This is a genomic window from Aquimarina litoralis, assembly GCF_039523995.1.
GTDB classification, from domain to species: Bacteria; Bacteroidota; Bacteroidia; order Flavobacteriales; family Flavobacteriaceae; genus Aquimarina; species Aquimarina litoralis.
Genome location: NZ_BAAAGE010000004.1, coordinates 30,058 through 54,713, shown reverse-complemented (window position 1 = coordinate 54,713; position 24,656 = coordinate 30,058). Strand labels below are relative to the sequence as shown.

Below are 24,656 nucleotides of genomic sequence, written 5' to 3'. Positions count from 1 at the left end.
TTTACCTATTTACCGATAAAATTTTACCTATTTACCTAATTTTATTCTTGAAGATTCATTTATTAGTGAATACATTAACTATAGAGTTCATTTATTAGCTTTTGCGAAGTGAAAAACTGATAAAAAAATAGGGACTATACACTAAAATTTCTGAGGTACTCTGAAGGGGTAACGTCGTTATATTTCTTAAAAGACTTGTTAAAAGTAACCTTATTATTAAAACCAACTTCATACGCCACATCAATGATATTTACTCCTTTTGATTTATCTTTCTTAAGAATACTTATGGCCTCATTGATTCTATATGAATTAATAAGATCAAAGAAATTAAGACCAAAATGCTCATTTATGACTTGGGAAGTATTATGTCTATTTGTATCTAAAAGATCAGCAAGTTTTTGTAACGTAATGTCATTGTATCTATATACTTTTTCCTTATCCAATAAATAAACCAATTTATCTTTCAATTCTATAGACAACTTTGTGGTTAAACTGGAAGAGCTGTATTTGTAATTATTTGGTAATCTACTCTCACCTTTTGCCACAACTAAACCGTCTTTTTCTCTTACTAATGCTAAATTAAAAAATGTATTATAACTTATATAAAGCACTAAAAAAGTCATAACAAAAACCTGTAAATTAAAAAGTAAACTCCCTATCTCGTACTTTTCAAAAACAAGAACATAAAATCCATAGAAAATAGTATAAAAACTATAAAACAAGATTAGATTTCTTTGCCAATTAGTTTCTAATTGACTAGTCATCCTATGGGTAATTTTCCTCTTTTTATATTTTAAGATTATTAAAATACCATAAACTGTTAAAGATATTAACTTAGCAATCATTATTAATAAAGCATAAGGTCTCTCATTATTTATAATCATGTGCAGTTTTTCAGTTCTCGACAATGCATACACTGGAATTATTAACCCTATGAATATTACTGTAGGAACTAGGTGTAATAAATCTATTTTCTGAAAAGTGTATTTTTCATTGATTCGTTTAAAATAGAAGTAAATAAGCGGTCCATATAAAAAAGAAAAAGAGGCTGATATATATAAGGTATGAGGTAAACAAAATTCATAGTTTGTAATAAAAACACTAATCCTAAGAACGAAAAATGAATGCAACAGAAGAAAAAAGCCAATTAGCAGATTAGCTTTTCTATCTTTTACAGGTCTAAAGATTAATATTGTAGAAATAAAAACTCCTATAAATCCAACATATAGACAGAATAAAGCCCATCCATTTATATTTCGCTGATATTTTTTTTGTAATTTCTTAAAGGGCGTTGAACCTTTTAATGATTCAAAATTGCTATGGTCAACAAATGAAACATCCAAAGTCGCTTTTATATATTTTTCAATATATAGAACCGCTTCTTCATGATTTTCAGATTTAGCATTAGCAAAAGCAATTCTTTTAAATAAATATGTAGAATCAATGTAATTTGTTTTCGGTACATCATTGTATCCCAAAGTGGCTTCATTATGATAGGATGAATTGAAAAAAGAATTTATTAATTCTATTTTTTTAATTTGATTAGTCCTATAATCATAAGAGGGTAATTCGATATTATTAGCGCGTAGATCAGTCACGCAAATTAAGCATATAAGAGTTATCCACATTGATGTGGATTTTATATTACGTTGAGTTTGATACATATTCACCTGAATATTTAGGGATGGGTAAAAATACTATTAGTGTAGAGCCATTTTTACAATATTTTTTAAATACATGTATGACGATTATTAAATAATACTAAAGCTTATTTAAAACATTTAAAATTCTATTGATCAACATATTAAAAAAGAAAAAAACATCAAAAACATTTCAGTTTTTTTGTTAAATCATTAACTAATAATAGTGTTAATTAACACTTAATTAATACATCCTACCTGTTAAGTCAATCATCCTAATTATGACGTATAATGTACTTATCAACGGAACTCTTAAATGCCTATATCGAACTCTACCCAAATATTTTATATATAGACCAAAATGATGTTAAACGAAAAATACTGCTTCATTTAATGAATTACTCGAAAACAGAAGTAGTTTCTAATGTAAGACGGGAAAACTTTTTATACCCCAATCTACTAACATCAATAAATTATAATTCCTTTATTAAGGAAAGAAAAGTATATTTAAAACGTATAAAAAACTAAGCAACTAATGATTTAAGATATTCAGAAGGAGTAATTTGATTATACTTTTTAAAAGATTTATTGAACGTTACTTTGTTATTAAAACCGACCTCATAGGCAATATCAATAATATTAAAGTTTTTATGTCTTTCTTCTTTTAACAGCTCTTTTGCTTCTTCAATTCTATATTTATTAATAAGTTCAAAAAAGTTCAAATTAAAATGCTCATTAATAATCTGAGAAGTATTATGCCTTGTGGTATCCATTAACTCAGATAACTTCTGTAATGTAATATCATTTTGCTTATAGACTTTATGATCATTTAATAGATGTAATAACTTTTGTTTTAATTCTATTGATAAGCTTTCTGTAAGCCCTGATTTTACATATTTAATTACAGGAATTTTATCTTTTGGTTGAGTTCTTATTATTTTAAGACTACCAAAAATACTTGGCTGTACAAATGCTGTGTAGCTCACATACAATACTAAAGATGCCATTAAACCAACTTGCATATTAAATAAAAATCCACTGTAAATTTCAGAAAAGATTAAAAACGTGTATACGCTATATGTTATAATATAAAGCGAACAAAAAACAACAATATTTCTTTGCCAAATAAACTTTACTCTAGATATTTTACGAGTATTCTTTATTCTTAACGATTTCAAATACATTCTGATAACTAAGACCCCATAAACAATTAAAGAAACTAATTTAACAATAGTAATAAGTCTTATGTACGGGTAGGTTCCATGTATTAATATTCGTAGTTTTTCTTCAGAAGATTGTAAATAAATTGGCATAAGAATACCAACAATTAAGAGTAAAGTTGGTACCAAATGTAATAGGTCATATTTTCTAAACTTGTGTTTCTGTATAACCCTTTTGAAATAAAAATATATTAGAGGACCATATAAAAAAGAAAAAGAAGTAGATATATATAAACTATGTGAAAAATAGTATTGATAATTTGTTAGCAAAGCACAAATATGTAGTATAAAAAAGGAATGTAGTAAAACAAAAAAGCTCATCAAAAGATTAGCCACCTTATCTGATCTTTTTCTAAGATTAAGAACAATGGAGACAAAAAAACCAATAAGACCAATATATAAGCAGATTATAGACCAGACATCTATCTTTTTGAGATATTTAGCCGCTAACAGCTGATATGCTTTTGAATCACTAATTTTATCAAAAAAACTGTGCCCTACAACGTTAAGATCTAAACTTGCTTTAACATACCTATCAATATATTGTACAGCTAGTTCTGGTTCATTCATTTCAGAGTATGTAAAAGCTAACTTCTGAAATACAGCGAGGGAATCAGCTTTCTTTTCATTCAAACTTTGCAAATATTCATCTATTACCTCCTGATAATGTTTCGTGCTATTTTCATTATCTGTTAATAAAAATGAAGAAGTATTTTTTGTTTTATTTATATCATAGGAAGTACTGCTCCATCCATTAAAAGAAGAATAAATGAGCATTAATAAAAGAACACTCAATAACGATATTGATGTATTTTTGTTTGAGTTAGCCACACAATTATTTTTACATAATTATACCACCTAATTTACAATAACTTTTTCATAATTTTTTCATAAAGAGGGGTTTCCCGATAATATCTTACTAAAAAATTCAGTAAAACCGAGGGTTTACAGACCATTAAAATTTTATGAAAAATATGGTATTACCGTAAAAAAAGTACAAAAACTCAATAAATACAATTAAAAACAAATCACAAAAAAGACACAAATACATCTTTTTAATTATTCGACAACTAAAAAATAATCTTAATTCTATAATGAACTAAAGCTTTTTAGCTTCTTCCCAAAACACATCCATTTCTGCTAATGACATATCTTTTAAACTTTTGTTTTTTTCCCTAGCCTTATTCTCTAAGAACTGAAAACGTTTCATAAATTTTTTATTAGTTCTTTCCAATGCGTCCTCAGGATTAACGTTTAAAAATCGGGCATAATTGATCATGGAAAACAATACATCTCCAAACTCAGATTCTATTTTATCTATATCCTGTTTTTCGATTTCGTATTGGAGCTCAGAAAGTTCTTCTTCTAATTTTTCGAAAACCTGTTTCGGTTCTTCCCAATCGAATCCTACACCCGCTACTTTATCTTGTATTCTACTTGCCTTTACCATTGCAGGTAAAGATTTCGGAACTCCCTCCAAGACACTTTTCTTACCCTCTTTTAATTTGAGGTTTTCCCAATTGCGTTTTACATCTTCTTCGTTATCAACCATTACATCTCCATAAATATGAGGATGACGGTTAATCAGTTTTTCACATATAGAATTTGCTACATCTGCAATATCGAAATCATTTGTTTCGCTACCAATTTTTGAATAAAAAACAATATGCAATAACAGATCTCCGAGTTCTTTCTTTACTTCATCTAAATTATTTTCTAGTATAGCATCTCCTAATTCATAAGTTTCCTCTATCGTTAAATATCTTAATGATTGTAACGTTTGCTTCTTATCCCACGGACATTGTTCTCTTAACTCATCCATGATTGTAAGTAATCTATCAAAGGCTTTTAAATGATCTGCTCTAGAATTCATTAGTTTAGTTTTAATTCAAAAATAATGATAATAAAATCTTCTATTAAATTTTCATTTGAAAGTCTTTTTCTTTCAAAAAAGTATAGATTTGATGTTTTGTAATTTTTTCAACTATATACCATATGCCTCAGAAAAAAATTTTGTTTGCATGCATTCCTGCAGATGGTCATTTTAACCCAATGACAGAATTAGCTGTGTATCTAAAAAATAAAGGATATGATGTAAGATGGTATACTGGGAAAACTTACGAAAAGAAACTAAAACAAATGGATATTACCTATATTCCTTTTGTCAAAGCTAAAGAGATTAAAATCTCAGAGCTAGACGAAGCTTATCCAGAGAGAAAGAAATTAAAGGGAATTTCTCATATTAAATTTGACATTATAAATCTTTTTATAAATCGAATGAAAGATTACTACGAGGATGTAGCAGATCTTTTTCGTTCTTTTCCTTTCGATCTTTTGGTATTTGACAATACTTTCCCAGGAACCATTGTAAAAGACAAATTAAAAATTCCTGCAGTTGGTATTGGTGTTGTACCTTTAGCATTATCAGCACCAGATATTCCGCAATATGGACTTGGACACCAACCAGCAAATAACTTTTTAAGTAAGCGAAAACAAAATTTTATAAAGTTAATGGCCGAGAAGTTAATTTTTAAAGAAACTAAATTGGCTTACAATCAATTATTAGAGAGTTTAAATTTACCTCCAGAAGATCACAATATATTCGATATTTCTCCATTGAATGCTACTGTTTTTTTACAAAATGGTGTCCCTGAAATGGATTACCCAAGAAATTTTGTTCCAAAAACTATAAAATATGTTGGAGCACTAAATACTTGGACTAAAAAGTCAATAGTCAAAGAAGAAAAAGATTGGAAAACGTTATTAGATCCCAAGAAAAAAACAATTTTGATATCTCAAGGTACCGTAGAAAAGAACCATAAAAAATTAACCATTCCTTCCTTGGAAGCTTTTAAAAATGAACCTTATAATATTGTTGTAGTAACCGGGAATAATGATACTGCGTCCCTACAACACCAATATCCACATAACAATATCCACATCGAAGATTTTATTCCCTTTGAAGTGATTATGCCATTTACTGATGTGTTTATCACAAATGGTGGATATGGAAGTTCTATGATTAGTATTAAACATGGTATTCCAATGGTTACTGCAGGAATTAATGAAGGTAAGAATGAAATATGCGCTCGGATTGATTATTGTGGACTAGGTATAGATTTAAAAACGGAAAGACCCAGAAGCTATTCTATCAAAGAAGCTGTATCCCAAATTTTAACTACTGACACCTATAAAGAGAATGTAAAACGATTACAAAGTATATTGAACTCTTATAAAACTTTAGAAATTTGCGAAAAACATATAGAAAACCTCTTGTCGTAATCCATAACTAAATTTCTACTTGTTCCATTTTTTCTTTGGTAGCCTCAAAATCCAAAATCAATTTTTTCATTATTTCTTCTACCGGCTTTATGTCATTAATTAATCCAGATACCTGACCAATTTCTAACTCTCCTTCTACAAGATCTCCTTCAAACATTCCCTTTTTAGCTCTTGCACGCCCTAATAATTCTTTTAGTTCTTCAATTGAAGGACCTTTAGAATATAGCTCCATTACATCCTGGTAAAATTTATTTTTGAGTAATCTCACCGGCGCTAATTCCTTTAAAGTAAGATGTGTATCTCCTTCTTTTGCGTCAACTACCATTTGTTTAAAGTCTCGATGTGAAGAAGCTTCTTCACTTGCCACAAAACGACTTCCTATCTGAACTCCATCTGCTCCTAACGACATTACTGCATACATTGAAGCTCCCGTTGCTATTCCGCCAGCAGCAATCAAGGGAATCTTAATTACTTCTTTAACCATAGGGATTAAGGTTAAGGTGGTTGTTTCATCCCTACCATTATGCCCTCCAGCTTCAAATCCCTCTGCCACCACTGCATCTACTCCGGCTTCTTGCGCTTTTAAAGCAAACTTTAAACTACTTACTACATGAACCACAGTAATACCCTTAGACTTTAAAAATGATGTATATGTTTTAGGATTACCAGCTGATGTAAAAACCACTTTAACACCTTCTTCAATAATTATTTCTATTATCTCCTGAAGATTAGGGTACAACATCGGAACATTTACTCCAAAAGGTTTATCTGTTGCCTTTTTACATTTTTGAATATGCTCTCGTAAAACATCTGGGTACATGGAGCCTGCTCCAATAAGTCCTAATCCTCCAGAATTACTAACAGCACTAGCAAGCTTATAGCCACTTGCCCAAATCATTCCTCCCTGTATAATCGGGTATTGAATTTTAAAAAGATCTTTGATTCTATTCATTAATATTTGGATATCTTCAGTGTGTTTATAGAATTATCTATCACTAATTCCAACAAATACAAACCATTAGCTAGATTATCTAATAATATTGTATTAGTCTTTTCTAATACTTCGGTCTTCACCAGTTTGCCCTCAGTTGTAAAAATTCTAATTTTAAGGGGTTTTGCAGAACTAACATCAAAAAATAATTTATTACTGACTGGATTTGGATAAACTCTTATATCTTCCAAGACGTTATCATTAACTGATAAGCTCTGAACTATGCTTTTAAAGTTTGGTATTCCATACCCTAGTTGATTCGTTGGATTGGCATATAAGGATGAAGACTCTCTTATCAACTGCATAATTTCTACATTCGTCATGGAAGGAAATGCCTGCCATAAGCATGCAACAGCTCCAGCCATAATTGGGGAACTAAAAGAAGTACCATTACTGACTGAAACTGAATTATCAGATCTAATTACCGCAGCGCTCTGTCCTCGGGCGACAACATCGGGTTTAACCCTATTATCTGCAGTAGGTCCTCTTGAGCTAAAGGAAGCATAATTCCCTAAGGCATTAATTGCTCCAACTGTTAATACTCCCGGAGCATCTCCTGGAGATGTAATAATTCCCCAACTAGAACTCCCAGTGTTTCCTGCAGATGATACTAGAAGCATTCCTTTTTCGAAGGCAATATTGGCTCCTCGAGAAATAAAAGTAGTTTGTCCATCCATATCGGAGGTAGTATATTCATATGCCGGATTATCAAATCCATTAGAATATCCGAGAGAAGTATTAATAACATCTACACCTAAACTATCAGCTCTTTCTGCTGCTTCTACCCATAAAGATTCTTCTTTTGGACCTTCTGTTGCCACATCTTCAGTAATAAATAAATAGTAGTTCGCATCTGGGGCAGTTCCTACAAATTGTCCGTCTATAAAACCGGCAATATCACTAAAGGTTTGTGTTCCATGGGAACTTCCAGAAAAAGCAAACTCATTGTCATCACGTCTTACAAAATCATAACCATCTAATATTCTTCCATTATCTCTAGCACGTTTGAAACCATCTATAGTATTGACACCTGGAAAACCTGAATCCATAACTGCAATTGTCATTCCTGTTCCAGTATAATCGATCTGATGAAGGTATTCAGCATTTAATTGCTCTATTTGTTCTGTAGCATTTCCATAATCAAATGAAGTTTTCACTTCAAATTTATTATTTCTTTCAGCAAAACTATCCTTATGTAGAGGCCTAAATCTTTTAGTATTCAAAGATCTATCCGCAAATTCGATAGCACTTACAAAACTTAAATTCAATAAATCATCAACATTTGCCTTATCTCCTCTTACATAAACACAATTAAACCATTTAGATTTTGCCAATACCGTAATACCATTCGCATTTTTAAGCTGATCAATGTAATTCTCATTTACAGGAACATCTTTTTCATCAATAATGATATTATGACGAGCTTTTCTATCTATTGATTTTTGCGTTAAAATAGAAATTGGATTTGCAATAGAACTTGCCACATCTTCCTTGTCTGTTAAATAGATCCAGGCATCTTCCGTTTGCCCAATACACAGCTGAACGCATAAGACAATAAACAGGGTAATTATATTTTTCATTTCATGAGTAATTTAAAAGCTTTCTAAGTTACGAAATTACTCCTGATCCAACTAATTCATCATCGATATACCAAGCGACAAATTGCCCTTCGGTAATAGCGCTTTGAGCATTGTCGAAAACAATATACATACCACTGTCTACCTGATGTAAGGTAGCTTTGTTCAACGGCTGTCTATAACGAATTCTAGCCATCACTTGTAATTCTTCGTCTACATCCAGTTTGAGATCTGGTCTTATCCAATGTAATTCATCATTACTGATAAATAATGCTTTCCTGTATAATCCAGGATGAGATTTACCTTGACCTGTATAGATCACATTAGTTTCGACATCTGTTTCTATTACAAATAGGGGTTCGGGAGTACCTCCGACAGCTAACCCTTTGCGTTGACCTTTTGTATAATAATGAGCTCCTTGATGTTTACCTACTACTTTCCCATCATTTACGTTATACTTGTATTTTGTTGATAAAAACTCTAATTCTTCCTGTTTAGAGGTGAAATTCGGAACACTTTTACGATACATTTCTTCAGAAGAAGGTATTTCAATAATATAACCTTGTTTAGGCTGTAACTTTTGTTGAAGAAACTCTGGTAATCTTACTTTTCCTATAAAGCAAAGCCCTTGAGAATCTTTCTTATCAGCAGTAATTAAATTTTGCTCTTTTGCAATTTCTCTTACTTCTGGCTTTAATAATTCTCCTACTGGAAATAATGTCTTTGCCAATTGCTCTTGAGATAACTGACATAAAAAGTACGATTGATCTTTATTAGGATCTTTTCCTGCTAATAATCTATATACTTCTTTATCATTTTCTATAATCGTATCTTTTCTACAATAATGTCCTGTAGCTACATAATCCGCTCCTAAGGATAAAGCTATTTTTAAGAAAACATCGAACTTGATTTCTCGATTACACAAAACATCTGGGTTTGGTGTTCTGCCCTTTTCATACTCATTAAACATGTAATCAACTATCCGCTCTTTATATTCCTCGCTTAAGTCTACTGTTTGAAAAGGAATTCCCAATTTCTCAGCAACCAGTAATGCATCATTACTATCATCTAACCAAGGGCATTCATCAGAAATAGTAACAGAGTCATCATGCCAATTTTTCATAAAAAGGCCAATAACCTCATAACCTTGCTTTTTTAAAAGATAAGCTGCTACACTAGAATCTACTCCACCTGATAAACCTACCACTACCCTTTTCATTATATTAATTTTCTTCTTTCTTACTAATCTGTTAAACTAAAAATCTCACCTAAAATCTTTTGCAAAAATAATAAATAAAAAAAGTAACGCTCATGCATTACTTTAAGGTTTTATCTATGACTTTATTTTTAAATCTTATGCTATCATCTATTTTTTTCGATTGGAAATCTCTTTTGTTCAATTAGTTTACCATTTTCATAATAATTCCATATTCCGTCTTTCCTATCTCTTTTGTAATTACCTTCTATTTGCACATTTCCATTTGCATCATAATATTTTGTAATGCCATGCAATTGATCGTTTTCGTAGGTAAACTCCTTAATCATAATACCTTTTTCAGAATACACTATCCTTTTACCTTGTTTTTCACCTTTTTCATAAATAGTCTTTTCGGTAAGCTGTCCACTTTCGAAATACGTTTTCTGCTCACCATCGAGCTTACCGAGCTTATACTCCTCGGTCATCATTACTTTTGTAGACCCTCTATGATAATATACCCATGTCCCTACGCGATCTTTACCCAACATCTTTCCTTCACTAATCACTTTTCCTCTGGCCGTGTAATACTTAATTTGCACACTATCATTATCTTTTGAAAATATTTTTATTGCGGTTGGTACATTTCCACTATTTGGTTTGTAAAATTTGAATTCTCCTATTTCTTTACCATGGTTAAAAGTGCCTTCATACCTGATTTGATCACTATTATCGTATTTTTTTTGCCATCTACCATGTCTTTTACCTTCTTTGTCAAAGGCATTAAATTCCTGAGAATGTCCTATACTTATAAAAAAAATAAAGAATAAAAATAACGTATATATATTTCGCATAGTATTATTCAATTTTAACAACTTTTTTTATCCAAAAAGTGTACCAAATATTATGTAAATTCTGTCTGTATGGCGAAAACAAATGTTTTCAGACCCCTAAGCTCTTACAAAAAAAACACTAAAATTTCCAAAAAAACAATCTTCAAATATTAAAAACAACCTTTGTTAACGTATGTTTAACTAATCATTAAAAATATAAAAAAATGATGCCCCGTTGAGTCTAATGAACAAATAAACTTTTAAAACTCAAAAAAATGAAAATTATTTCAAAATTTACCTATGCTGTTTTTTGTACAGTATTGGTACTAGGTACTTATTCTTGTGGTAGTGATGATGATGGTGATGTTGTTATACCAACAGATAATGTTGTTACTATTGCAACAGGAGATTCCGATTTATCGTTATTAGTTTCAGCTCTTACAACAGCTGATGGAGACTTAGTGTCTGTGTTAAATGGTGATGGGCCTTTTACCATTCTTGCTCCAACCAATTCCGCTATGGAGGCTTTTTTAACTGCAAATAATTATGCAGACATAAATGCTGTTCCAACAGATGAATTACAACAAATTTTGCTAAATCATGTAATCGCTGGAGAAATAAGCTCTAGTGATCTGATCAATGATGCAGCTGGTTATGAACAAACCTCTTCTACTGCTGGACCCAACGGATCTGCTCTAAGCGTATACTTTAATACTACTGATGGAGTAGTTTTTAATGGTTCTGCTACAGTAAGCACAGCAGATATAGCTGCCTCAAACGGAATTATACACAAAATAGATGCAGTTATTGGACTACCCGATCTTACAACATTTGCTACAGCTGATCCTAATTTATCAAGATTACTTGAAGGATTATCGGCTTATAATTTTGACTATGTAACTACGCTGCAAGGAGATGGGCCTTTTACTGTTTTTGCTCCAAATAATGCTGCCTTTAATGATTTATTAGCTACAAATGTAGACTGGAATACACCTGCTGACATCGAAGAAACCACTTTAGAAAGTGCTCTAAACTTACATGTGCTACCAGATGCAAATGTTAGAGAAGAGAACCTAACAGATGGTAATGTTTCAACCATTGGTGGTCAGGTTAGTATCAATGCTACAGCAAAAACTGTGTCTGATGGTTCTGATCCAGCAACTGTAAGCAATATCGTTTCAACAAACATTCAGACTACAAATGGAGTAATTCATTTGATAGATAAGGTTTTATTAAATCCCGTATTTGATCCAGGACTCATTAATTAAACTAAAGATTTATAACCAAAAAATCCTGTTTTTTTACAAAACAGGATTTTTTGGTTTATCAATAGAAAAATTATTTCTTTTTAGCTTTTTGTTGTTGTTCTGCTTGTTCCATTAATTCTTTCATTTTCTTCTGGAACTTCCCTTGCTTTTTAGGTTTCTTTTTATTCTCCTGAATTTTAGCATGAATTTTATCTTCATCGATAATAACATTCTTAATTACTAGCATAATACCAATAGTAATTAAGTTAGAGATAAAATAGTATAACGATAATCCACTCGCATAATTATTAAAGAATACTAACATCATCAATGGTGATAAATACATGATAAACTTCATGTTTGGCATTCCTGGTTGCTGCTGTTGCATGGTTTGACCTGTAGTCATCATCATATAAATAAAAATAGCAATAGAGGCTAATATTGGGAATAAGCTGATGTGATCTCCATAGAAAGGAATTTCGAATGGAAGCTTTGCTATGGTATCGTAACTAGATAAATCGTCTGCCCATAAAAAACTTTTCTGTCTCAGATCAAAAGCACTAGGAAAGAAATTAAACAAGGCATAAAAAACAGGTATTTGCATCAAAGCTGGTAAACAACCACTCATTGGACTTGCTCCTGCTTTGCTATACAATGCCATCGTTTCTTGTTGTTTCTTCATAGCATTGTCTTTATACTTTTCATTAATCTCAGTGATTTCAGGACGTAAAATTTTCATTTTAGCCTGAGAAACATAAGATTTATAGGTTACAGGAGACAATACAATTCTCACTACAATTGTCATTACGATAATAGCAATACCATAAGGTAAGAAACCACTTAGTAAGCTAAAAAAAGGAATAAAGATATATCTATTAATTACTCCAAAAATACCCCAACCTAATGGTACGATTTCATCAAGATTGCGATCATAAGAGCTTAAAATCTTATAGTCCGTAGGACCATAATACCAATCCATATTATAATTTAATTCTCCTCCGCTCAACTCTAAAGGAACTGTAGCCGCAAACTCTTTAGTAACCTTTATATTCTTATCATCTAAATCACTGGTATTTGCAATATTTTTAGAAGCAAGAGTGGCTGTTTTAAATGGTGTATCGGTTAAAAGTACTGACGTAAAGAAATGTTGTTTAAATCCAATCCAAGTAACTTGTTCTTCCTTATCCTCATCATAATCTCCTTGTCCTGTAAAATCATCCTTTCCTCCATCGTACTCATAATGAATATCAGTGTAACGATTTTCATAAGAAGCACTTTTAGCTTGTCTTATCGCTTGTAATTTCCAATCTAAGTTTACGGGTTGACTACTATTAAATACTTGTTGTAATCCTTGTGATCTTATTGAAAAATCCAACATATATTCATTAGGCTTCAACTCATAACGATATTCCAAAAATTGAGATTCTGAAACCTTCCATTTCATAGATAAAACACTATTCTTACCATTTTTGGTCAATGAAGGTTCGAAAAAAAGATCTCTCGTATTTAAAATTCTATTGTCTGTAGTTCCAAAATTCAAATTGAAAGATGCATTTTTTCCATCTTTGATTAAATATAACGGAACAGAATCATACGTTTTGAAGTTCTTAAGTAAAGCTTCTTCAATATATCCTCCTTTGTTATTAATCTTTAGACTTAGAACTTCATTTTCAATTGTGGTAACCTTATCTACTGCAGATGGCAAACTAGCCGAATAAGCTACTACACCTAAAGTAGATTTAGCTTGTACCATTGCCAATGAATCTTTAGGATCTACTGCTACAGCTTTACTTTCGGGAACAAAATCGGTTGCTACATTATCACTTTCATTTTTCTTAGCTTCAACTTGTTCTTGTTCCGCTTTTTTAGCTTCAATTTCTTCTGGTGTAGGTTTATTGATATAAAACATCCACGCAAAAATTCCAAATATTAGAACAAATCCAATTACTGTATTAAGGTCAAATTTCTTTTCTTCCATTGATCTGTGTATAAATACTCTCGTATATGATTAACTAATCAGACACGTTTTCTTAATTTTTGTTACTTTTCATTGTCAATTATCTCGCCACTTAAGATTTTTGTGCCACTTTGGCACTTTTGGAGGAGTTAGCATACGCTACGGCTGCTTTTACAAATGCCACAAACAAAGGATGAGGATTTGCAACTGTACTTTTATATTCTGGATGGTATTGAACACCTACAAACCATGGATGCTCAGGGATTTCAATAATTTCTACTAATCCAGTTTTAGGATTCACTCCTGTAGTTCTTAGTCCTGCCTTTTCTAATTGTGCTTTATATTGATCATTATATTCGTAGCGATGACGGTGTCTTTCAGCTATCAAAGAAGTTCCATAAGCCTGTGACACTTTACTATTCTCAATTAGCTCACAATCCCACGATCCTAATCGCATCGTGCCTCCCATATCGGTAATATTCTTTTGCTCTTCCATTAAACTAATAACTGGATTAGCAGTGTTTTCGTCTACCTCAACAGAACAAGCATCCTTTAAACCTAAAACATTACGAGAGTATTCTATAACTGCCATTTGCATTCCTAAACAGATACCGAAAAATGGTAATCCTTTCTCCCTAGCAAACTGAACTGCCTTAATTTTGCCTTCTATTCCTCTTTCCCCAAAACCTGGAGCTACTAAAACACCATCTAAATGTGCTATTTTATTTTCTATAGTTTTATCATCGATATATTCTGAATGAATACTCTCAACATTCACTTTTACTTCATTCTCGGCTCCTGCATGAATAAATGCTTCTAAAATTGATTTGTAAGAATCTTGCAATTCTACATATTTACCAATTAATCCAATAGTTACTTCACATTTTGGATTTTTATGTCTTTTCAGGAAATCATTCCATTTATCTAAATTAGGAACATTATCGTCTCGCAACACTAATTGTCTTAAAACGACCGCATCTAAGCCTTCTTCTAGCATTAAATTAGGTACATCATAGATTGTAGAAGCATCAATAGACTGAATAACTGCCTCTTTCTTAACGTTACAGAATAAGGCTAGTTTTCTTCTGAGATCTTCCGATAATTCGTGTTCGGTACGACATACCAAAATATCTGCCTTAATTCCGCTTTCCATTAAGGTTTTCACACTATGTTGAGTAGGCTTTGTCTTTAATTCACCAGCAGCAGATAGATACGGAATTAATGTTAGATGAATAACCAATGCATTGTTATCTCCTAATTCCCATTTTAATTGCCTTACTGCTTCTATATAAGGTAAAGACTCTATATCACCAACGGTTCCTCCTATCTCTGTAATGACTATATCATAATTACCACTTTTTCCAAGAATTTGTATTCTTTCTTTTATCTCATTTGTAATATGAGGAACTACCTGTACAGTTTTACCTAAGAACTCTCCTCTTCGTTCTTTTTCGATAACACTCTGATAAATCCTACCTGTAGTTACATTATTTGCTTGTGAAGTAGGAGTATTCAGAAAGCGTTCGTAATGCCCTAAATCTAAATCAGTCTCTGCACCATCATCAGTTACATAGCATTCTCCATGTTCATAAGGATTTAAAGTCCCCGGATCAACATTTATATAGGGATCTAGTTTTTGAATCGTAACTCTATATCCTCTCGCCTGAAGCAATTTTGCTAATGAAGCTGCTATAATTCCTTTTCCAAGAGATGATGATACGCCTCCGGTTACAAAAACATATTTGGTATTAGCCATGTAAACTTTACTATTTATTGTAGGGTTGTGTTTAAATTTTGCGCAAAAATACAAAGAAGAACCCAAATAAAGCATTGAAAACTAGGCAATATTTGCATTACTTATCCATAATTCTTCAACAGTATAAAAAACTGAAAATGAATGTATAATAAAAAATCCCACCTTAAATTAGATGGGATCTTTTTATTTTTTAAAAGTCGCTATTCCTCTTCATCAGACCCTGATGCTTCCGGATCTTCGAAATCAGTAATTCCTTTAGCTTGTAGAATATTATACCATTGTATTACTTTTTTCATATCACTTACATACACCCTATCTTCATCATAATCCGGTAATACTTCACTAAAGTATGATTCTAATTTATTTTTGGACTCTTTATGACTTATCGCTTTTTCACCTTTTTCCTTTTCCTGAATCCTTTTAAAGATCTCTCTTAGAGGAACTTCTTCAGTAAAAGTATAAATCGCAATCTCACTAAGAATACTAACATTATTCTGAATACTAACAGAAAGTTTTTTTCCATCTGCTAATGATTCGGCTACAAACCCACTTCGTGTTTGCGCTTTTAATTCATATAAACCTGGTTTTCCAGAAATTGATAAAATTTTGTCTAAGCTCATAAATTTCTTTTTCGAAGTTGGCAAATATCAATAGTTCAATTTTAAAAATCAAACTTTAGCCAACATAAATAATTAAGATACTTCTATATTTTTATTAAATACGATCAACTGTTAACGTCCCTTTTTAGCTAACGGAAATTTCATTCTATAATCTGCATTGATCTTACCTTTAGAGATATTCGTTAGCTTTCCTTTAATCAAACGCTTTTTAAGACTGGATAGTTTATCTGTAAATAAAATTCCTTCGATATGATCATACTCGTGTTGTATTACTCTAGCTGCCAAACCACTAAAAGTTTCTGTATGCTCTATAAAGTTTTCATCGAAGTAGTTTATTTTGATCGTTTCCTTTCTAAAGACATCTTCACGAACATCTGGAATACTTAGACAACCTTCTGTAAACCCCCATTCTTCTCCAGTTTCTTCGATAATGGTGGCGTTTATAAAGACTTTTCTAAATCCTGTCAATACTTCTTTTTCTTCTTCAGAAAGCTCATCATCATCCGCAAAAGGTTCTGCGTCCACCAAAAACAAACGAATAGGAAGTCCTATCTGTGGAGCCGCTAATCCAACGCCATGTGCATTATACATGGTTTCAAACATATTTTCTAACAATTCTGAAAGCTTCGGATAGTCTTTATTAATTTCCTTTGCTTTCTTCTTTAAAACCGGATCACCGTATGCTACAATTGGTAAAATCATATGATAATATTCTCTATTTTCTGTTCTTGTAAACGATATCTCTATAAATTATAAAGATAATCCTGTAATATAATAGTGGCACTAATTTGATCTACTAACTTCTTATCTCGCCTTTTCTTTTTAGATATCCCACTTGCTATCATGGTATCAAAAGCCATTTTAGAAGTAAATCGCTCATCTATTCTTTTTACCGGAATATCAGGCAAAATTTTTGATAATTTTTCTAAAAACGGTTGAATGAGCTTTTCACTTTCGGAAGCCTCTCCATGCATCCTTTTAGGTTCTCCCACAACAAACAGTTCTACTTCTTCACTAACAACATAATCTTGCAACCAACCCAGTAATTCTTTTGTATCCACAGTAGTTAATCCAGATGCAATGATCTTAGATTCATCTGTTACTGCAATACCACATCGTTTTGCTCCATAATCTATTGCCAGAATTCTTGCCATATACTATTTTGTGCAAAAGTATGATAATATTATAATATAGTGCGAATTATTAAGACTATCCTAAAATATTTAATCTGTCTATGTTTTTCCATCGAAGCTATTATCTTTACCAAAATTTTTTAATACATGGACCAACTAAAAGAAACCATAGAAAAAGCGTGGGATAACAGAGAGCTTTTAAAAGAATCAAAAACACAAGAGGCTATAAGAAAAGTTGTAGACCTATTGGATGCTGGAGACCTTCGTGTAGCAGAACCTATAGAAAGTGGATGGCAAGTAAATGAATGGGTAAAAAAGGGAGTTGTACTTTATTTCCCAATTCAAAAAATGGAAACCTTAGAAGCAGGTATTTTTGAGTATCACGACAAAATTCCATTAAAAAGAGGGTATGAAGCCAAAGGGATTCGTGTAGTACCTAATGCTGTTGCTCGTCATGGTGCATATATTTCCGCCGGAACTATTTTAATGCCAAGTTATGTTAATATTGGAGCTTATGTAGACGAAGGAACAATGGTAGATACTTGGGCTACAGTTGGTAGTTGTGCTCAAATAGGAAAAAATGTACACTTAAGTGGTGGAGTTGGAATCGGTGGTGTATTAGAACCGCTACAAGCAGCACCAGTAATTATTGAAGATAATGCGTTTATTGGATCTCGATGTATTGTTGTAGAAGGAGTTCGTGTTGAAACTGAAGCTGTATTAGGTGCTAATGTTGTACTTACAGCCTCTACTAAAATTATAGATGTTACAGGTGATACACCAGTAGAAATGAAAGGAGTGGTACCTGCTAGATCAGTAGTAATACCAGGAAGCTATACTAAGAAGTTTGCAGCAGGAGAATATAATGTCCCTTGTGCATTAATTATTGGTAAAAGAAAAGAGAGTACCAACAAAAAGACTTCTCTTAATGACGCCCTAAGAGAACATGATGTAGCTGTATAATTAGAAATAAATCAGTATACTTGTGAGCTTGTCTGGTAAAAGACAAGCTCATTTTTTTAACACTTATATATAAATAAACATTAAGATAATTACTAAAATTTAAACGTGTGAAAATACTAGTCATTCAGCAAAAGATGATAGGTGATGTACTTACTAGTACCATTATTTGTGAAGCACTTACCAACAAGTATACTGATGCTACCATTGACTATTTAGTAAACTCGAATACAAAACCTGTAATTCTTGAAAATCCATATTTTCATAATATCATAGAATTTAAAAACGAATATCGTGATAGTAAGAAAGCCTTTTACTCTTTTTTAAAGGATATTAAAAAATCTAAATATGATTTAGTAATTGATGCCTATGGCAAACTAGAAAGCAACCTCATCTCCTATTTTTCGAAAGCTCCCAAAAGAATATCTTTTTATAAATGGTATACACAATTTATATATACCGAGGTTATTCGAAGAAAACCAGAACCCATCACTAATGCATCTATAGCTATAGAAAACCGTTTACGATTAGTACATAATGAAGATGAATTAGTCACTAATATTATTCGCCCGAAAATTTTCCTCAAAGATAAAGAAAAGAAAACATCCAAATCGTATTTAGAAACAAACGGAATTACGGCTGAAAGAAAACTTATTATGATTAGCGTATTAGGAAGTGAAATGAGGAAAACACTACCTTTTGAATATATGGCAACGGTAATTGATGAAATTGTATCTAGTACAAAAGCCAATATCTTATTTAACTATATTCCAAATCAGGAAGCTGATGCAAAAGCTATTTATGAGTTAACCTCTGAAGTAACCAAGGAGCATATTCATTTCAATGTTTTTGGAAAAAGCTTACGAGAGTTCATTGCCATACTTTCGCATTGTGATGCTTTAATTGGTAATGAAGGTGGCGCCGTAAATATGGCTAAAGCACTAGACAAATCAACTTTTACTATTTTTTCTCCTTGGATTATTAAAAAAGATTGGAATATGTTTGAAGATGGTCATCAACATGACTCTGTTCATCTACATGATTTTAAACCCGAATTATATGGAGATAAAACTCCTAAAGAAATGAAAGATCAAGCTTTAGAATTATATAAGAGCTTATCTACTGAATTAATCATTCCTAAATTAAAGTCGTATCTCAAAAAATTAAATCGTTAATCTTTTTCTATTCCAAACGGAGTCCTGATGGCTTTTTCACGCTTAGTGACTTTTCGAATTGCCCTATTTTTGGTGATCATTTCTGGTGCAACATAACCTCTTTCGTGATATAAATGCAGACATATGGCACTATATCTTATTTGCTTCGCCTTAATACCCAAATTAAATAATCGCTCACCTATCTCTCTATCCTCTCCACCATATTGCATACGTTCATCAAAACCATTCACTAGCAAAACATCTTTTTTCCAACCAGACACGTTCATCCCATCCCAAGTAGCTTTTGTAGGTGTAATAAAATTTAAAAACCGTTCTTTAAATCCTTTAGAAGTTAATTTATTTAATTTAAATGAAGATGGTAATCCTTTAGATAGAAGCCAATCTACATCAAAACATCGTTGACTTACAATATGATCCTTAGTAATTTCTTCAGAAATATCTTTAGGCAATTTAAAGTAACCACCAGATAAAAACCAACCTGTTTTTCGCAGTTTTAAATGGGTTTCCACAAAATCATTTCTGGGAATACAATCGCCATCCGTAAACAACAAATAATCCGAATTCGCCAAAGGTATTGCTTTATTTAAAATAGCCGTTTTACGAAACCCAAGATCTTGATGCCAAACGTGTTCTATCTGCAATCTTGAAGTTTTGCTAAACTCATTGATCATTATTTTAGTTTCTTCGGTAGAACCATCATCGGCTATGATAATTTCAAAATGATCTACTGTTTGATTTTCATAACCACATAAAACTTTTTGCAACCACATAGGTTGATTATACGTACTTATGATAACTGTTATTTCTGGTAATTGCATTGCCGTAAAAATAACTATTTTTGCACGATACGCTATATTTAGCCTCATCAATCTTAAAACATCCGAATGATTAAACTATCTGCTGTTATTATTACCTATAATGAAGAAAAAAAAATAGAAAGATGTTTATCCTCTCTTATGGGTGTTGCAGATGAAATCGTAGTTGTAGATTCCTTTTCTACAGATCGAACAGAAGAGATTTGTAAACAATTTGACGTTACATTCATTAAACAACAGTTTTTAGGATATATCGAACAAAAAAACTTTGCAATCACAAAAGCTTCTTATGATCATATTATTTCTTTGGATGGAGATGAAGCTTTATCAGCAGAACTTCAGAACTCTCTAATACAGTTAAAATCGAATTGGATGTATGATGGATATTATGTAAATAGATATAATAACTTCTGCGGTCAATGGATACAGTTTTCTGATTGGTATCCAGATAAAAAACTAAGAGCATTCATAAAAGGCAAAGGAGAATGGCAAGGCATTAACCCTCATGATTCCTTCAAATTATATGACTCAAAAAAAGTATCAAAACTCAAGGGTGATCTCTTACACTGGAATTATGCCACCTATCAAGAATTCAACTTAAAAACAGACAAGTTTTCTTCCATATCTGCTCAGTCTTATTTTGAGTTGGGGAAGAAAGCACCCGTTTGGAAAATTATAGTTAATCCCACTTGGGCATTTTTTAAAGCTTATTTTCTACGACTTGGTTTCTTGGACGGTTTTAATGGTTTTGTAATTTCAGTTCAAACTGCCAATATTACTTTCCTGAAATATTCTAAACTAAGAGAGCTAATTAAGAATAAAAATAGCTCAACAAGATTTTAAACGTTTATCTATTACTATAAAAATCTCTCAAAAAAAGTTTTACTTACTTATCTAGGTAGACGTTTATCCGATTTTTTCTAGGCTTATCATTTTTTACCGTCTTTAGCAATAGGAACTATATAGTTTTAAACACATTTTAAAACAAAGTTCGTATGACCAAAAGATTTGTATTTCTATTTTCTTTTTTCACTTTTGCCCTTTTCGGACAAGAAAAATTTACGCTAAGCGGATATATAAAAGACAATAGTTCTGGAGAAAAATTACTTGGAGTCAATATTATAGTAGATAATACTTCTGGTACAACTACTAATGACTATGGTTACTATTCAATTTCATTAGAAAAAGGAACGCATCAAGTTGAAATTAGTTATTTAGGATATAAAACTATCCTTCAGGAAATCAATATAACTAAAAGTCAAAAAATAGACTTTAATCTATCCGAGGAGTTAGCTCAACTCGATGAAATTGTAATTTCTTCTAACAACACTAGAAAAAAAATAGCATCTACCGAAATGAGTGTTATCTCATTAAAAGGAGAAACTATAAAAAAGATGCCTGCAATTCTAGGAGAACCTGATGTACTGAAATCGTTGCAATTATTACCTGGAGTATCAAGTGTTAATGAAGCCTCATCTGGTTTTAATGTGAGAGGCGGCTCTGTTGACCAAAACCTAATTCTGCTAGATGAAGCTACTATTTATAATGCTTCTCACTTATTTGGTTTTTTCTCTGTTTTTAATTCTGATGCGATCAAAAATGCCAAATTATACAAAGGTGGAATTCCTGCAACCTACGGAGGACGGTTGTCTTCTGTTTTAGATATTAAGCAGAAAGAGGGAAACACAAAAGAATTTGGTGGTAATATTGGGATTGGATTGCTCTCAGCAAAAGCTTTAGTAGAAGGACCTATTCTGAAGAAAGATAAAGAAGAAGCTTCCGGAAGTTATATGCTAGCAGGAAGAAGATCTTACATTGATCTATTTTCGTTTCTCTTGGAAGATTTTAAAAATAGTTCCTTATTTTTCTATGATTTCAATCTGAAAGCAAATTATGACGTAAACAAAAACAATCGTCTTTTTCTTTCGGGATATTTTGGAAGAGATACTTTCGAACTTGATGGATTAGTAGGAACAACTTGGGGGAATTCATCTGCCACCTTGAGGTGGACAAGTGTACTTAATGAAAAATTGTTTTTACAAACATCAGGAGTTTACAGTAGCTATGAATATAACTTGGATAATTTAAGAACTGGCTCTGAATTTAGATGGAAATCTAATATTACCAATTACAATTTAAAACCCAAACTATCCTGGTATATTAATAACAACAATACACTGAATACAGGTATTGACATTACTTATTACCAGTTTAAACCAGGAAAGATTTCTTCCTTAAGAGGTTCCAGTATAAATGAAGAAAAATTCAGTGATAAGTTTGGTTTAGAAAATGGAATGTATGTAGATCTCAAGCAAAAATTATCCGATAAGCTGAGTCTACAGTATGGGTTGCGATGGTCCAATTTTAATAGACTGGGAAGCGAAGAAATAGTTGAATATGAAACAGGAACTCCTTTAACCTATAATGCCGAGCAGAATACATATGAAGAAAATGAAGTAATCGGAACCACTTCATTTAGTTCGGGTAAATCAATAGAATCGTTTAATGGTTTCGAACCTAGAATATCCGCAAGATATTTAATCAATGATGAAAGCTCCTTTAAACTAAGTTATAACAGGATGTATCAGTACCTTCATCTTATATCTAACACTACCTCTCCTACTCCATTAGATGTTTGGTCTCCAAGTGGTCCTTATATAGAACCCCAATATGCAGATCAATTTGCTGTTGGATATTTTAAATCTTTTAAAGACGGGAAATATGATCTAAGTCTTGAAACCTATTACAAAAAATTGAATGATGTAACAGATTTTATTGATGGAGCTGATTTATTATTCACAGAAGATATTGAAACTCAGATTGCGCAAGGAGAAGGAAGAGCCTATGGATTGGAAATGCAATTAAGTAAGAATGAAGGCAAACTTACAGGTTGGTTGAGTTATACACTTGCCAGATCTGAAACCAAAGTTTTGGGAATCAACAATAATGCGTATTACCCTTCCAATAGCGATCAATTACATGAACTAAATCTAGTAGGATTCTATAAACTCAATAAAAGATGGGATTTTGGAGCAAACTTCGTGTTTGGATCCGGTCGACCTGTTACCTATCCAACCGGAAGATACGAACAAAACGGACTTGTCGTTGCCGATTACGATAATCGGAATGGTAATCGATTACCAGCATATCACAGACTTGATCTATCTGCTACATTAAATCCTAAAAAAGGCAAGAACGGCACTTGGACCTTCAGCCTTATCAATGTTTACAACCGACAAAATGCAGCATCTATTTACTTTAATGAAGTTGGAGAAATTGGTGAAACTGATATCGCAACCGGAATGACACAAGCTACTAAACTATCCTTCTTTGGTATTGTACCTAGCATCTCTTATCAATTCAAATTCTAAAAACTAAGTACTATGAAAAATATATGCAAACTTTCAATAATAATCATAACCATATTTCTAACTTCTTGCGAAACTGATGTAACTAATGATATTACATTAAATGAAACCACTCCTAAACTTGTAATCAATGGAGGATTAGAACGAAATATTGTTACTCCGTTATCTGCTCAAAGAATTCAATTAACTACAACAGGTTCGTTTTTATCGAATGAAGATCTTCCTGTTGTTGAAGATGCATCTGTTACCATATCCGATGGAACTGATACTTGGGCATTCTCATATCGCGGAAATGGAGTGTATGAAAACGATCAAATAATCCCACAAATTGGAAACACTTACACCATTACAATTGTTTGGAATGGTGAGACCTATGAAGGCTCTGATACTATTACCGAAGTTCCCAGATTTGATGATTTTTATTTCGAATTTGAAGAAGAAACCATTGCGACAGATGAAGGATACTTTGTAAAATTTGACACAACAGATCCAGCTGGTGTCCAAAACTTTTATCACTACCGACTTTTTAGAAATAATGAATTCATTATCGTTCCAGATCCTGGAAACAGTCAGGTTTTGATTGTATCTGATGAATTTTTTGATGGAAGGCAAAGAATTGGTGTAAACCCAAATGATGAAGTCCCTTTTGAAGTTGGTGATATTGCCACTGCACAACAATTAGCTATCTCAGAAGACTACTTCGATTTCTTAAACGAGCTATTTGTACAAACGGGAAACCTAGGAAATCCTATTATCGGAAACCCACCTCCAGCTTCAATACGTGGAAATTTAATAAATTTAAACAATCCAAATAACAGAGCACTTGGATATTTTTATGCAGTAGATATAGAGGAAGATACCATAACGATTACCGAAGATTAAATCTA

At 32.0% G+C, this 24,656-nt stretch carries 20 protein-coding genes; 7 read left to right on the top strand and 13 right to left on the bottom strand.

Features of this window, described 5'->3' with window-relative positions; translation table 11 throughout:
• Nucleotides 1-134: 134 nt before the first annotated feature.
• The 3 genes from ABD077_RS19265 to mazG all read right to left on the bottom strand — a co-directional run bounded on the left by ABD077_RS19265 (nucleotide 135) and on the right by mazG (nucleotide 4,733).
• Nucleotides 135-1,598: a helix-turn-helix domain-containing protein gene (locus tag ABD077_RS19265; RefSeq protein ID WP_343913874.1), complete on the bottom strand. Its 1,464-nt coding sequence runs from the start codon at nucleotides 1,596-1,598 to the stop codon at nucleotides 135-137.
• A gap of 566 nt (nucleotides 1,599-2,164) precedes the next feature.
• Nucleotides 2,165-3,691 carry a helix-turn-helix domain-containing protein gene (locus ABD077_RS19260; RefSeq protein WP_343913873.1) on the bottom strand — a complete coding sequence of 509 codons (1,527 nt, stop codon included), beginning with the start codon at nucleotides 3,689-3,691 and terminating at the stop codon, nucleotides 2,165-2,167.
• Nucleotides 3,692-3,959: 268 nt separating this feature from the next.
• On the bottom strand, nucleotides 3,960-4,733 hold the full coding sequence (gene mazG / locus ABD077_RS19255) for a nucleoside triphosphate pyrophosphohydrolase (RefSeq protein WP_343913872.1): 774 nt from the start codon (nucleotides 4,731-4,733) through the stop codon (nucleotides 3,960-3,962).
• A gap of 122 nt (nucleotides 4,734-4,855) precedes the next feature.
• Between mazG and ABD077_RS19250 the strand changes: the two genes are divergently transcribed.
• Nucleotides 4,856-6,142, top strand: coding sequence for a glycosyltransferase (locus ABD077_RS19250; protein WP_343913871.1), 1,287 nt, complete (start codon nucleotides 4,856-4,858; stop codon nucleotides 6,140-6,142).
• A 7-nt stretch (nucleotides 6,143-6,149) separates the two neighbouring features.
• On the opposite strand, the gene ABD077_RS19245 is transcribed toward ABD077_RS19250, so the two are convergent.
• From ABD077_RS19245 to ABD077_RS19230, 4 genes are all read right to left on the bottom strand, one after another.
• Nucleotides 6,150-7,094 (bottom strand): NAD(P)H-dependent flavin oxidoreductase, encoded by a 945-nt coding sequence (locus ABD077_RS19245; protein WP_343913870.1) that lies wholly within the window; start codon nucleotides 7,092-7,094, stop codon nucleotides 6,150-6,152.
• Nucleotides 7,094-8,713 (bottom strand): S8 family serine peptidase, encoded by a 1,620-nt coding sequence (locus ABD077_RS19240; RefSeq protein ID WP_343913869.1) that lies wholly within the window; start codon nucleotides 8,711-8,713, stop codon nucleotides 7,094-7,096. The genes ABD077_RS19245 and ABD077_RS19240 overlap by 1 nt, the downstream gene beginning before the upstream one ends.
• Nucleotides 8,714-8,741: 28 nt before the next feature.
• Entirely contained in the window at nucleotides 8,742-9,929 is a 1,188-nt protein-coding gene (mnmA, locus tag ABD077_RS19235) for a tRNA 2-thiouridine(34) synthase MnmA (RefSeq protein ID WP_343913868.1), read from the bottom strand.
• A gap of 143 nt (nucleotides 9,930-10,072) precedes the next feature.
• Nucleotides 10,073-10,759, bottom strand: coding sequence for a toxin-antitoxin system YwqK family antitoxin (locus tag ABD077_RS19230; RefSeq protein ID WP_343913867.1), 687 nt, complete (start codon nucleotides 10,757-10,759; stop codon nucleotides 10,073-10,075).
• Between the two features lie 254 nt (nucleotides 10,760-11,013).
• On the opposite strand from ABD077_RS19230, the gene ABD077_RS19225 reads away from it, so the two are divergent.
• The gene (locus ABD077_RS19225; RefSeq protein ID WP_343913866.1) at nucleotides 11,014-12,006 is read left to right on the top strand and encodes a fasciclin domain-containing protein; all 993 of its coding nucleotides are present in this window, start codon (nucleotides 11,014-11,016) and stop codon (nucleotides 12,004-12,006) included.
• A 70-nt stretch (nucleotides 12,007-12,076) separates the two neighbouring features.
• Here ABD077_RS19225 and yidC read toward each other — a convergent pair whose 3' ends face one another.
• From yidC to ruvX, 5 genes are all read right to left on the bottom strand, one after another.
• The gene (yidC, locus tag ABD077_RS19220; RefSeq protein ID WP_343913865.1) at nucleotides 12,077-13,963 is read right to left on the bottom strand and encodes a membrane protein insertase YidC; all 1,887 of its coding nucleotides are present in this window, start codon (nucleotides 13,961-13,963) and stop codon (nucleotides 12,077-12,079) included.
• Between the two features lie 91 nt (nucleotides 13,964-14,054).
• Nucleotides 14,055-15,698 (bottom strand): CTP synthase, encoded by a 1,644-nt coding sequence (gene pyrG, locus ABD077_RS19215; protein WP_343913864.1) that lies wholly within the window; start codon nucleotides 15,696-15,698, stop codon nucleotides 14,055-14,057.
• Between the two features lie 200 nt (nucleotides 15,699-15,898).
• The gene (locus ABD077_RS19210; protein WP_343913863.1) at nucleotides 15,899-16,318 is read right to left on the bottom strand and encodes a DUF5606 family protein; all 420 of its coding nucleotides are present in this window, start codon (nucleotides 16,316-16,318) and stop codon (nucleotides 15,899-15,901) included.
• Nucleotides 16,319-16,429: 111 nt separating this feature from the next.
• On the bottom strand, nucleotides 16,430-17,020 hold the full coding sequence (gene def / locus ABD077_RS19205) for a peptide deformylase (protein ID WP_343913862.1): 591 nt from the start codon (nucleotides 17,018-17,020) through the stop codon (nucleotides 16,430-16,432).
• Between the two features lie 41 nt (nucleotides 17,021-17,061).
• On the bottom strand, nucleotides 17,062-17,472 hold the full coding sequence (gene ruvX, locus ABD077_RS19200) for a Holliday junction resolvase RuvX (protein ID WP_343913861.1): 411 nt from the start codon (nucleotides 17,470-17,472) through the stop codon (nucleotides 17,062-17,064).
• A 126-nt stretch (nucleotides 17,473-17,598) separates the two neighbouring features.
• Here ruvX and ABD077_RS19195 point away from each other — a divergent pair, with 126 nt between their 5' ends.
• Both ABD077_RS19195 and ABD077_RS19190 read left to right on the top strand, forming a co-directional pair.
• Nucleotides 17,599-18,414: a 2,3,4,5-tetrahydropyridine-2,6-dicarboxylate N-succinyltransferase gene (locus ABD077_RS19195; RefSeq protein ID WP_343913860.1), complete on the top strand. Its 816-nt coding sequence runs from the start codon at nucleotides 17,599-17,601 to the stop codon at nucleotides 18,412-18,414.
• 107 nt (nucleotides 18,415-18,521) lie between these two features.
• Nucleotides 18,522-19,586 carry a glycosyltransferase family 9 protein gene (locus ABD077_RS19190; RefSeq protein ID WP_343913859.1) on the top strand — a complete coding sequence of 355 codons (1,065 nt, stop codon included), beginning with the start codon at nucleotides 18,522-18,524 and terminating at the stop codon, nucleotides 19,584-19,586.
• Here ABD077_RS19190 and ABD077_RS19185 read toward each other — a convergent pair.
• Complete coding sequence (locus tag ABD077_RS19185) at nucleotides 19,583-20,452, bottom strand: glycosyltransferase family 2 protein (protein WP_343913858.1); 870 nt, start codon at nucleotides 20,450-20,452, stop codon at nucleotides 19,583-19,585. The two genes, ABD077_RS19190 and ABD077_RS19185, sit on opposite strands and share 4 nt — an antisense overlap.
• 18 nt (nucleotides 20,453-20,470) lie before the next feature.
• Between ABD077_RS19185 and ABD077_RS19180 the strand changes: the two genes are divergently transcribed.
• The 3 genes from ABD077_RS19180 (at nucleotide 20,471) to ABD077_RS19170 (ending at nucleotide 24,651) form a co-directional block, all read left to right on the top strand.
• A complete protein-coding gene (locus ABD077_RS19180; protein ID WP_343913857.1) occupies nucleotides 20,471-21,244 on the top strand; it encodes a glycosyltransferase family 2 protein in 774 nt (257 codons plus the stop codon).
• A 152-nt stretch (nucleotides 21,245-21,396) separates the two neighbouring features.
• The gene (locus tag ABD077_RS19175; RefSeq protein WP_343913856.1) at nucleotides 21,397-23,772 is read left to right on the top strand and encodes a TonB-dependent receptor; all 2,376 of its coding nucleotides are present in this window, start codon (nucleotides 21,397-21,399) and stop codon (nucleotides 23,770-23,772) included.
• A gap of 12 nt (nucleotides 23,773-23,784) precedes the next feature.
• Nucleotides 23,785-24,651, top strand: coding sequence for a DUF4249 domain-containing protein (locus tag ABD077_RS19170; protein ID WP_343913855.1), 867 nt, complete (start codon nucleotides 23,785-23,787; stop codon nucleotides 24,649-24,651).
• Nucleotides 24,652-24,656 lie beyond the last annotated feature (5 nt).

Bases quoted from the DNA above. Each gene is read 5' to 3' on its own strand.
- mazG (WP_343913872.1), bottom strand. From the start codon at position 4,733: ATGAATTCTAGAGCAGATCATTTAAAAGCCTTTGATAGATTACTTACA.
- ABD077_RS19250 (WP_343913871.1), top strand. From the start codon at position 4,856: ATGCCTCAGAAAAAAATTTTGTTTGCATGCATTCCTGCAGATGGTCAT.
- ABD077_RS19245 (WP_343913870.1), bottom strand. From the start codon at position 7,094: ATGAATAGAATCAAAGATCTTTTTAAAATTCAATACCCGATTATACAG.
- ABD077_RS19240 (WP_343913869.1), bottom strand. From the start codon at position 8,713: ATGAAAAATATAATTACCCTGTTTATTGTCTTATGCGTTCAGCTGTGT.
- mnmA (WP_343913868.1), bottom strand. From the start codon at position 9,929: ATGAAAAGGGTAGTGGTAGGTTTATCAGGTGGAGTAGATTCTAGTGTA.
- ABD077_RS19230 (WP_343913867.1), bottom strand. From the start codon at position 10,759: ATGCGAAATATATATACGTTATTTTTATTCTTTATTTTTTTTATAAGT.
- ABD077_RS19225 (WP_343913866.1), top strand. From the start codon at position 11,014: ATGAAAATTATTTCAAAATTTACCTATGCTGTTTTTTGTACAGTATTG.
- yidC (WP_343913865.1), bottom strand. From the start codon at position 13,963: ATGGAAGAAAAGAAATTTGACCTTAATACAGTAATTGGATTTGTTCTA.
- pyrG (WP_343913864.1), bottom strand. From the start codon at position 15,698: ATGGCTAATACCAAATATGTTTTTGTAACCGGAGGCGTATCATCATCT.
- ABD077_RS19210 (WP_343913863.1), bottom strand. From the start codon at position 16,318: ATGAGCTTAGACAAAATTTTATCAATTTCTGGAAAACCAGGTTTATAT.
- def (WP_343913862.1), bottom strand. From the start codon at position 17,020: ATGATTTTACCAATTGTAGCATACGGTGATCCGGTTTTAAAGAAGAAA.
- ruvX (WP_343913861.1), bottom strand. From the start codon at position 17,472: ATGGCAAGAATTCTGGCAATAGATTATGGAGCAAAACGATGTGGTATT.
- ABD077_RS19195 (WP_343913860.1), top strand. From the start codon at position 17,599: ATGGACCAACTAAAAGAAACCATAGAAAAAGCGTGGGATAACAGAGAG.
- ABD077_RS19185 (WP_343913858.1), bottom strand. From the start codon at position 20,452: ATGAGGCTAAATATAGCGTATCGTGCAAAAATAGTTATTTTTACGGCA.
- ABD077_RS19180 (WP_343913857.1), top strand. From the start codon at position 20,471: ATGATTAAACTATCTGCTGTTATTATTACCTATAATGAAGAAAAAAAA.
- ABD077_RS19175 (WP_343913856.1), top strand. From the start codon at position 21,397: ATGACCAAAAGATTTGTATTTCTATTTTCTTTTTTCACTTTTGCCCTT.
- ABD077_RS19170 (WP_343913855.1), top strand. From the start codon at position 23,785: ATGAAAAATATATGCAAACTTTCAATAATAATCATAACCATATTTCTA.